This window comes from Arthrobacter sp. SPT-J7 (genome assembly GCF_059089965.1).
The window spans coordinates 1-9,422 of the sequence record NZ_JBNHFF010000129.1 but is presented as its reverse complement, the minus strand read 5'-3'; the positions used below and the strand labels follow the sequence as shown (position 1 = coordinate 9,422).

Here is a 9,422-nt window from a genome sequence, read left to right as displayed (position 1 = left end):
GGCGAAGGTCGATGTGTGCCGCAGCGCGAACGATTCGGAATGCACGTCGGAGCGGCTCAGCACCGCGCCGATCGGGAGCAGGCCGCCGCCAAGCGCCTTGGCGACCGTGACGATGTCGGGCGAGGCCTCGTCCGCGGACCCGAACAGGGATCCCGTGCGGCCGAGGCCGGTCTGGACCTCATCGACGATGAGCAGTGCGCCGTGCTCGTCGCACAACTTTCGCAGTCCTCGGAGGTAGCCCGGTGCCGGCACGATCACGCCACCCTCGCCTTGAATCGGCTCGACGATCACGGCGGCGAAGTGCCCCGGCGTCGCGGACAGCGCGTCTCGGACCGCATCCAAATTATCGAAGGGCACCCATGCGAAACCGTCGGCGGGCGCGCCGAAGTCCACCTGGTAGTCGGGGCGCCCCGTCGCGGAGAGAGCGCCGAGCGTCTTGCCGTGGAAGCCGCCGTGGGTGGCGAGGATGCCGAGGCGTCCTGTTGCCGACCGGGCGAGTTTCAGCGCGGCTTCGACCGACTCCGCGCCGCTGTTGGCGAAGGTGACGCGGTCCAGGTCCGGCGGTGCGATGGCGACCAGCCGGGCGGCCAGTTCGCCGGCCGCCTCCAACACTGATGGCTGGATGAATCCGGGGGGTGCGTCCACCGGCACCTGTGCGACAGCGGCCCACATGGCCGGATCGTTATGGCCGAACGGCAGCGCGCCGTACGCGCCGGCGAAATCAAGACATACCTTGCCGTCAGCATCCGTCAGACGCAACCCCTCCCCGCGCCGGTAAGAGCGATCCAGATCCAGCGCGCCCAGGATGCGGCTCAGCTCCGGCGCGACATGACGCCGGTAACCCTCCGCTCCGGTAATCGGCTCGGCGATGACAGGTGCGGAGGCCTCGCGGGCCGCGAGCTTGCGGCGCACCAGTTCGGCCAGCGCGGCGCGGTCGACGGTCTCCAGCGGCAGAGCGGGCTCGGCGGCGGGGAGGTCAATGGACATCGGGGGCTCCTCGGCGGGTGTCATCGGGTGTGGGCGGGGCGGTGGTCTCCAAGGCAGTCAGCAGGTCCACGAGCTCCGCATCCGTGAGCGCGTCCAGCGGATCCTCGGCGCTCACCGCCTCGACGTCGGCTGCCGCCGCGGCGGTCCGGTCGGGAGCCAGTGCGAGTCCGAGCGCGCGTGGCGTTGGTCCGTCCAACAACAGCGGCAGCGGAATGGTGATGCCAAACCGTTGTTCGACGGCGTTACGGAGGGTGACCACGGCCAGTGATTCAAGCTCCCACTCGCCCATCGGCACGTCGGGTGAGACGGCCGGCTGATCATCCAGCGCGGCTGAGACGAGTTCGCAGACGTGGGAGGTGATTTCTGCTGCCGCGGGCCCGACCTGATCCGCGGGAGAACCCGCGGATTCGGTGTGATCGATCTGTTCGATGGCGGGACGGGAGCCGGCAGCGGCGATCCCTGTACTGTTCGATGCCTCACGCCAAAAGCGCCGCCGCTGCCAGGCGTAGGGCACGGGCTCCGCCCAGCCGACCGTGGCGGGCGCGAGTGCACGGAGTTCGAGATCGAGACCGTGCCGGAACAAGCCAGCAGCAAGGACGCCGAGAGTCTCACGCAAGGGTGTTTGTCGACGCGCGGCGGCGAGCACCAATACCGGCTCGGCCGGCAGTGCCTGGGCTGCAACGGCCTCGATGTCACGCTGGAGCACCGGGTGGGGCGCGATCTCGACCACACAACGGCTGCCGGTCTCGGCAAGGGCAGCTGTCAGCGCGGCGAGGAGTCGCACCGGTTCGCGGACGTTGCGCCACCAGTAATCGGGCTCCCGTTCGAGGTCCAGTCGGGCAGCCGTTACGGTGGAGTACTGCGGCACCCCGCCGGCGACGGCCGAGAGGGATACGGTGCGCTCGGACGGCGCCACCGCGTCCAGGAGCGGGCTGTGGAAGGCGTAGGTGACGGCGAGCTCGCGGACAGGTATACCCTCGGCAACCAGCTCGACGGCGAGAGCCGTGACATCCTCCGCCGCTCCACTGAGCACCGTGGAGCGCGGTCCGTTGATGGCCGCGACACCCACCGCGCCGGTGGTTTCGAGGCGCGCGGCCAGCTCGGTGGCTGGCAGCGCGACCGACACCATGCGGCCGCCCCCCGCAGCGGACTCGATCCAACGGCCGCGCTGGGCGAGAATCGCGAACGCCTCGGCGCTGGTGATCGCACCGGCGATGACCGCGGCAGTGACCTCGCCCATGCTGTGCCCTAGAACGGCGGCGGGCCGGTGCTCCCACGACATCAGCAGCTCGCTCAGCGCCAGTTGGACCGCCGCGATCGTCACCTGATCGTGCGTCGTGGTTCCCGCGTCGATGGCGGCCAGGCGGTCACGCAGCGACCAGCCGGTCGCGGCCGTGACTTCCTGCTCCCAGCGAGCCCACGACGCCCGAAGCCGCGGCACCCTTCGGAGTTCCTCTGCCATCCCCAGCCAGTTGGAACCCTGTCCGCTGAACACCCAAATGGCGCCGGAACGGGCAGATGCCGACACCCGGCCCCCGCCACGGCCACCAGCCTGAACCTGAACGGCCTCCGCTAGTTCGTCCGGAGAGGGCGCGGACCACGCATACCGATGCCGCTGCGGGGTCATCCCGCGCGTTGTGCGGGAGAGGACCCCGGCGCGATCGGCCCCCGGCTCTGCGAGGCGCAGGCGAGCCGACTCCCGCCGAGCACTCAGGCTCTCGGCATCCGCGGCCGACAGCGCGAGCACGTGCACCGCGGATGGGTCATCGGCGTCGATAGTGGCGTGTTGCGTCCCCGGGCCCAGCACGACATGTGCGTTGGATCCGCCGAATCCGAAGGAACTAACTGCGACAAGGCCCTCCGCGCGAAGCGCGTCCCCATGCCGTGCGACCGCAAGGGAGCCGTCGGCGAGATTGAGCGCCGGGTTGGCGTTCTCGAACCCGACCTGACCGGGGACCTCGCCGTGCTGCAACGAGAGGACGGCGGCGGCGAGTCCGGCGAGTCCGGCCGCGGCCTCCAGATGCCCGAGAGTGCCCTTCACGGATCCAATGAGCAGCGGTTTGTCGCGTTCGCCGTAGACCGCCGCGATCGCCTTGGTCTCAATGGGATCACCTAGGATCGTGCCGGTTCCGTGGGCTTCGAGATAGTCGACTTGGCTGGCCGACACCCGGGCGTCCGCAAGTGCTGAGCGCAGGAGCCGCGACTGCGCCGCTGAACTCGGCGCCGTCATACCGTTCGTGCGGCCGTCGTGGTTGACGGCGCTGCCCAGGATCTTCGCCCGACTGGGACGGCGGCCGGGACGGTCAAGTTCGAGCAGCAGCGACACGGCTCCCTCGCCGCGGATGATCCCGTCGGCGGCGGCGTCGAAAGGACGGCACACAGCGGTGGGGGAGAAGGGCAACGACGATGCCGTCATCGACCGGTAAGTCTCGTCGAAGCCCAACGCGACGGCCGTCACGAGGGCGAACTCGCATTCGCCGCGGCGCAGCGCGCCCACGGCCAGGTGAAGCGCCGTCAGAGAAGAGGAGCAGGCGGTGTCGACGGTGAGCGACGGGCCATGCACGTCCAACAGGTAGGAAAGACGGTTGGCGAGCATAGAATGCGCGGCGCCTGTTCCAACATACCCACTGAAGGGTGCCCCGCCGCGCGCCTGTGTAAAGAGCCAGTCCTGGGCGTAAGCCCCGGCGAAAACGCCAACGGAACGACCGCGCAGACCGTGCCAGCCGATCTCACCGTCAGCGAGGCAGTCCCATGCGGCCTCGAGCACTAGCCGCTGCTGCGGGTCGATGTCGGCCGTCTCCGCACGGCCGATCCCGAAGGGCGCCGGGTCGAACTGGTCGATGCCATGGCGGAGGCCGCCGGGCTCGCCGTTTCGCGTGGGCGCCGCGACGCGGCGCCCCTCCACGCCGGAGATCACAGTGCCCGAGACCGAACGCCCGGCCGTCAGCGTTTTCCACAGCTGAGCGGGCTCGTCGATATCGGGTGCGAGGCGGATACCCAGCCCTGCAATGGAGACGGCTCCCGCATCCGACCTCGTCATGTGGACACAGCGAAGTCAGCGAGCTCAGCAATGGTGGGGTGGTCGTAAACGACGGTGGGATCGACCGCGCGTCCGAGGCGATCCTCGAGATCCCCCGCGAGTTCGACGGCCTGCAGCGACGAAAGGCCCAGCTCTGCAAGGGGAAGGTCGGCATCGAGATCGGCGGGGTCGACTTCGAGCATCCCGGCGACTCGCTTCGTGAGCCAGGTAACCTGCGCGGCGTGGGATGTAGTGGTGGTCATGCGGCCTCCTGGGCGGTGAGTTCTTCGATCGCGTGGTCGATAGGTGTGTGTGGGACGCCCAGCACTCGGCGGGCACGCGACCCGTCGTAGGTCACCCGCCACGCGAGGAACGGCAGATTGTCCGGGTGCAGGAGTCCAATCCTGGACGGCCCGGTCACGCGTCCCACGGCGCAAGCAGCGGCTAGCAGCGGTGCCGGCACTGTGCCCCGAGGGGCGCGCACATCCACGCGGGCGGCGATACGGCGGATCAGGTCGTAGTGCGAGAGGTTCTCGTCGACGATCAGGAACCGCTCGGCGGTCGTCCCGCCAGCCCCCTCGATGGCCGCACGCACACCTGCGACGAGCGTCTGCCGTGATACGAACCCGAATCCTCCCGGAGGGGCGAGCGGGAAGGCGCCGCGGCGCACCGCGATGGCCATGCCCGACCACGTGTTGGCGGCGGCACCGCCGGTCGCGAGGACGGCGCCGGGATTCAAAATAACGGCCGACAGTCCGCGCGCCGCCTCTTCGAGGACAGCCCGCTCTCCCGCGCGCTTAGAGCGCGGGTAGGGATGTCGGGGAAGATCGGCCATGCAGGTCTCGTCAATGAGGCGATCGCGCACAAGCCCGACCGCACTTGCCGAGGACATGTGCACCATGTGCGCGCCATGGCGACGAGCGGATGCCGCGACGACTCGCGTGCCCTCGACGTTGGTGCTCCGCATCCGGACGCCGTCGGTCGCGCTGAGACCGGCGGCCCCTGCGATGTGCACGACGGCGCGGCACCCTTCCATCGCCTGCTCGATTGCACGTTCATCCCGTACATCACCAACGACGATCTCCACCCCTGGGCGGGGCGTCATGACAGCGGATTCCGCGTGGACGAGGAGACGGACCGGCTCTGCGTTGGCGCTCAATTCAGACAGCACGTGTCCGCCCACGCAACCCGTGCCTCCGGTTACGAGGATCATGCGCCAGCGTCCTGCCGCAGCGGCCTGTCATACAGAGCCCACCGTCGTGCCGGACCGGTGCCGGCGAAGCGTGAGAGCAGGCCATGCATAGCGGAGTTCGTGCCGTGCACCCACGTCGTGTGGACCGATCCGTATCCATTTTGCTCGACCGCCCGAAGCGTATCGGCGAACAGCACCGGCGCGATGCCCATGGGGCTGCCGGGCACCACTCCCAGCAGCAGCACGACCACGCCAGAGACCCGCGACAGCCGGCCCCGCAGCCGAGCCATTTCAATCGGCGTGATCCTGCCCTGCCAGACCGACAAGAGCTCATTAAGGTCTGGGATCGTGAGGGAGAACCCGACTGGCTCACCGCGCCGCTCCACGAAGCGCACGAGGTCCAGGTCGAGGAGGGGGCGGAGCTGCCCGAACATGTCATCGAAGACGTCGTCGGGGTACGGGAGCACCTCGGCGCTCGTCGCGAACGACGAGGCGAACATGTCCCGGATGAGCCCGGCATCGCGGTCGATGCGTCGGCGGTTCATGGGCCGCGAGACGAGGCCGAGAGCGTCGGAGATCCGCTCGGCGCGATCGAGCACTTCCGTTCGGACGGCCGTGCGCTGGGAGGCGGAGATCTCGTAGCCGCGCATTTCATCACGGGGGGTAAAACCGCACCCTGCCAGCCGGTCGGCAACCTCAGCCGGGTTCCACGTCTGGAAAATCGCGGTTGGGCGGTCGTGCTCCTCGAGCAGCACCCCGAACTGGTCGCCGCTCCAATAGTTGTAAGGGCCCGTCAGCGTGGTCGCGCCGTGACGGGCGACCTCGTCTGCTGCGGCGTCCAGCAGCGCCGCATAGACCTCTTGATCGTCTACAGCGTCGAGGAAGCCGAAGAACCCCGCAGACGATCCGTGTCGTTCGTTGTAGGCGGGATGGACAGTGGTGCTCACCCTGCCCACGTCGACGCCGTCGCGGACCGCGAGGAAATGTGAAATGTGGGCATGCCGGTGGAAGGGGTTACGGCGGGGATTCATCGCCGCGAACGTGGTGGAGCGAAGCGCGGGAACATAGCCGGGCTTGTTCGCATGCAGGCACTCGGGCAGGATAGCCCAGCGGCGGGTCTCGGCGGGGGTGGTCACCGCACAAATCCGAACGGTCACGGAAGTACCGAGAGCATGCGGTTCATCCGCTCATGTCGCGCGCGGAATGTCCTCCGCATCTGCCCCATCAGCACCGCACGATCCACCCGGGCGCCAAACGGGCCGGCGAACCGCAGGGTGTCGATGTAGCGGCTCCCTGTGCCGTCATCCACAGCAGTATGGGTGTGGTGGAAGTACCGGAAAAAGCCCCGCACCTGCTGATCGCTGAATTCGTGGCCTGGCGTGTAGGAGTCGATGAACGCCACCCACTGGACAGGGATTACGTTCTTCAGCCACCAGCGGAAGTGGTAAGTGCCGCCCAGCTCACCCGTCTCGGTCGACGACCAGATCACCTGCATCCGGTCGGGCATGATCGCGATAAAGTTCTGGCGCTGCAGGCAGAAGTCAATTACGACATCGGCGGGCTTCGGGAACCACGACTCCACGCACAATTCGCAGACGTCGTCCGGTTCTTCGAGAAGTGCAACGCCTCCGATGCGGCCGCGGCCGGCATATTCGAGTGCAGAGCGTTTTTGGTCGGCGGACGCCGACGTCGGATCAGTGGCCAATGCTTCCCCCCCGGGCATTTGGTCATTGCAACATCTGTGCGTTGCGCGGGCGTCGACCCAAGTCAGGTCGTTGCCACGGAAGTGACTATACGCTGTAGCCGACCCATATTTACATCGAATTTAGGAATGTTACATGTTGACTTCCCAGATGCCAGCCGCCCACCGCCCAGCTCCTGCTACTGTCCACTGGTGGTTCGAGCCGGTCTCGGCATTCGCGGGCGTCCCGGTCCCGGCTGCGGATGCTCCCCGGATCGCACGCCTGGCACGGGACGCCGACCGTCTGCGTGCTGTGGCGGGGACTGTGCTGCTGAGGCGCGCCGTAGCCCGCCTCAGCGGAGTGCAGGCGGCTGACCTGCGGGTCCTGCGAACCTGCCGACGCTGCGGCTCGGACCGGCATGGAAAGCCCTGGTTCCCCGGAACCGGCGTTCACGCCTCCGTCAGTCATAGTGGCTGGTTCGTCGCCGTCGCGGTGGCGGCACGGCCCGTTGGCATCGATATCGAGGCGATCGCCGCTCATGCCTCGGGTGAGTGGGAACTCGACGAATGGGTCCGAGTGGAGAGTGTGCTTAAGGCAACCGGCGACGGGCTCGCCGTCGACCCTCGCAGTGTCGAGCTAATTCTGGACGGAGACCACCGGCGCGTCAGCGCATATGGCGAGGGCTCATTGGATGCCGTGACCGTCGACCTGCCCACGGGAACCGGCGCGGTATGTGCGGTCACCGTTCTCGGCACCGGACCGCTGGTCCTGAGGCGAGGCGACCTACGAGATTTCGATGAGGCCAAGGCGTCCGCGAGTAGGTCAGCCTTAGGACTCGGCGGCGGTGGTCATGTGTAATCGTGATGCTCGGCAGGTCCTCCGCGACAGCAATCCGGATCAGCAAATCGCCTTCGGCAGGCACTCCGCGGCTATTTCGATCACCGATAACGGATATTCCGTAAAGCTACGGCAAGAGGGGCGGCTCGGCGGGGAAGAAGGTTCCCGCTGGCTTGGCTTGGCGCAGGTACTGGTAGACGGTCTCCCTGCTGATCCCGGAATCGCGGGCAAGGACGACTTTTGGAATGCCGCTGCCGGCGCGTTGGACCAGCTCGGCTGCCGCTCCGGCGTCAGGGTCTTTTTTCGCCCCTTGTAGGCACCGCGCTGCTTTGTCCGTAGTGCCTGCGAGGGTGGAGACATGACAACAACTACAAGCAGTCCGGCCATCATTCTCATCGCCGGCCACTGGCTGGGCGCTTGGGCGTGGGACGAAGTCCTTGAACACCTGACAACCGACCACTCTCGTGCAATCGCGATGACACTGCCCGGTCTCGACGGGGACGATCCCGAGCGTGCGGCGAAAACTCTCGACGATCAAGCCGCAGCGGTCCTGGACGTCATCACTCAACACGGTAATCAGCCGGCAATTCTCGTCGCCCACAGCGGCGCGAACGCCCCCATCAGCCTCGTCCTTGACCGACACCCTGAGCTTGTCCATCGCGTGGTGTGGGTCGACTCCGGCCCTGCGGCGATGGGAAGCGCCTTCGCCCCAGACATCCCGGAGGAATTAGCGGAGCTTCCGCTGCCGCCCCTCGACGTCCTCGCACAGCAGGCGAGCCTCGAAGGCCTGAGCGCAGAAATCCTCGAGCGTTTTCAGGCCCGGGCCGTCCCTCAGCCCGGCCCCGTACTTCGCCAGCCCATCGAGCTCACCAACGATGCCCGCCGCACGGTCCGGACCACCCTGGTGTGCTGCTCGATCCCGAGCACGCAGGTGCTGGAGCTGGCCCGCGGAGGCCATGCCATGTTTGCCGAAGTCGGGAACATCGAGCACCTCGACGTCATTGACCTTCCGACGGGGCATTGGCCTATGTGGAGCCGTCCCCGCGATCTCGCCAATGCCTTTCAGTCAGTGGCTTCTCGAACAAACTGAACCGCACGCTCAACTGACGAGGCTGGGACAAGCTCCGCTAGTGACTCTGTTCCGTCCACGGTTGGGGTCATTCGGGTTATCCACGGCTGGATACTGGGAGCCCTGGATTAGCTCCGGAGCAGCAGTAGCGGTGGATAACCCATGAGAATTATCCCCGGCTGTGGGCAGCGGCGGGACCAGCCTTTCAGTGGACTCGGATTGAAGTTCCTTATTCTTGAGGCACAACAAGGCCCCCTGTGCCAGGTTTGGGTGTAGGCGACCGGACAGTGTGTGGTGAGAACTTGTTCCCTCATGGCGACTTCTGAATGCTTGTTAGCTCGGGGAGAGGACTGAGGACCCGCGGCCGACGCGATAAGCGGCCGAAGTAACGGCGCAGGAGGCCCCTTCCTCCCTGAGTGGGGCTGGAAGAAAAACCTGATTTCAGGGCTGGTCTTTGAGAAAGGCCCGGGTGGCTAGGACACGGGAGTTGTCGTTGGGGGAGGGGTGGATGTCGAGGGCGCGCAAGACCGCAGCGACATGCACCTCCACGGTCCGCACTGAGAGGTGCAGTTGGCGGGCTATGGCGATATTGGACCTTCCTTCGGCGATATGTGCGAGGACCTCGCGTTCCCGGGA

The 9,422-nt window shown here is 67.1% G+C and carries 9 protein-coding genes and 1 pseudogene; 2 read left to right on the top strand and 8 right to left on the bottom strand.

What is annotated here, in order from left to right; all coding sequences use genetic code 11:
* The 6 genes from AC5RWX_RS26545 to AC5RWX_RS26520 all read right to left on the bottom strand — a co-directional run.
* Positions 1-987: aspartate aminotransferase family protein (locus tag AC5RWX_RS26545; protein ID WP_494099262.1), on the bottom strand; the 987-nt coding region annotated here is incomplete at its 3' end.
* Positions 977-4,027 (bottom strand): type I polyketide synthase, encoded by a 3,051-nt coding sequence (locus tag AC5RWX_RS26540; RefSeq protein WP_494099261.1) that lies wholly within the window; start codon positions 4,025-4,027, stop codon positions 977-979. The genes AC5RWX_RS26545 and AC5RWX_RS26540, both read right to left, overlap by 11 nt.
* Positions 4,024-4,269 carry an acyl carrier protein gene (locus AC5RWX_RS26535; RefSeq protein WP_494099260.1) on the bottom strand — a complete coding sequence of 82 codons (246 nt, stop codon included), beginning with the start codon at positions 4,267-4,269 and terminating at the stop codon, positions 4,024-4,026. Before AC5RWX_RS26535 ends, AC5RWX_RS26540 begins: the two co-directional genes overlap by 4 nt.
* Positions 4,266-5,219, bottom strand: coding sequence for an NAD-dependent epimerase/dehydratase family protein (locus AC5RWX_RS26530; protein WP_494099259.1), 954 nt, complete (start codon positions 5,217-5,219; stop codon positions 4,266-4,268). Before AC5RWX_RS26530 ends, AC5RWX_RS26535 begins: the two co-directional genes overlap by 4 nt.
* On the bottom strand, positions 5,216-6,334 hold the full coding sequence (locus AC5RWX_RS26525) for a hypothetical protein (RefSeq protein WP_494099258.1): 1,119 nt from the start codon (positions 6,332-6,334) through the stop codon (positions 5,216-5,218). Before AC5RWX_RS26525 ends, AC5RWX_RS26530 begins: the two co-directional genes overlap by 4 nt.
* Positions 6,335-6,351: 17 nt before the next feature.
* The gene (locus tag AC5RWX_RS26520; protein ID WP_494099257.1) at positions 6,352-6,903 is read right to left on the bottom strand and encodes an SRPBCC family protein; all 552 of its coding nucleotides are present in this window, start codon (positions 6,901-6,903) and stop codon (positions 6,352-6,354) included.
* Positions 6,904-7,036: 133 nt separating this feature from the next.
* Here AC5RWX_RS26520 and AC5RWX_RS26515 point away from each other — a divergent pair, with 133 nt between their 5' ends.
* The gene (locus tag AC5RWX_RS26515; protein ID WP_494099256.1) at positions 7,037-7,738 is read left to right on the top strand and encodes a 4'-phosphopantetheinyl transferase family protein; all 702 of its coding nucleotides are present in this window, start codon (positions 7,037-7,039) and stop codon (positions 7,736-7,738) included.
* A 106-nt stretch (positions 7,739-7,844) separates the two neighbouring features.
* Here AC5RWX_RS26515 and AC5RWX_RS26510 read toward each other — a convergent pair.
* A pseudogene (locus tag AC5RWX_RS26510) lies at positions 7,845-8,047 on the bottom strand (helix-turn-helix domain-containing protein); the annotation flags it as partial.
* Positions 8,048-8,075: 28 nt separating this feature from the next.
* Between AC5RWX_RS26510 and AC5RWX_RS26505 the strand changes: the two are divergent.
* Positions 8,076-8,807 (top strand): alpha/beta fold hydrolase, encoded by a 732-nt coding sequence (locus tag AC5RWX_RS26505; RefSeq protein WP_494099255.1) that lies wholly within the window; start codon positions 8,076-8,078, stop codon positions 8,805-8,807.
* A gap of 420 nt (positions 8,808-9,227) precedes the next feature.
* Here the strand turns inward: AC5RWX_RS26505 and AC5RWX_RS26500 are convergent.
* On the bottom strand, positions 9,228-9,422 hold a 195-nt coding region (locus AC5RWX_RS26500; RefSeq protein WP_494099254.1), incomplete at its 5' end, for a response regulator transcription factor.

Bases quoted from the DNA above. Each gene is read 5' to 3' on its own strand.
- AC5RWX_RS26540 (WP_494099261.1), bottom strand. From the start codon at position 4,027: ATGACGAGGTCGGATGCGGGAGCCGTCTCCATTGCAGGGCTGGGTATC.
- AC5RWX_RS26530 (WP_494099259.1), bottom strand. From the start codon at position 5,219: ATGATCCTCGTAACCGGAGGCACGGGTTGCGTGGGCGGACACGTGCTG.
- AC5RWX_RS26515 (WP_494099256.1), top strand. From the start codon at position 7,037: ATGTTGACTTCCCAGATGCCAGCCGCCCACCGCCCAGCTCCTGCTACT.
- AC5RWX_RS26535 (WP_494099260.1), bottom strand. From the start codon at position 4,269: ATGACCACCACTACATCCCACGCCGCGCAGGTTACCTGGCTCACGAAG.
- AC5RWX_RS26505 (WP_494099255.1), top strand. From the start codon at position 8,076: ATGACAACAACTACAAGCAGTCCGGCCATCATTCTCATCGCCGGCCAC.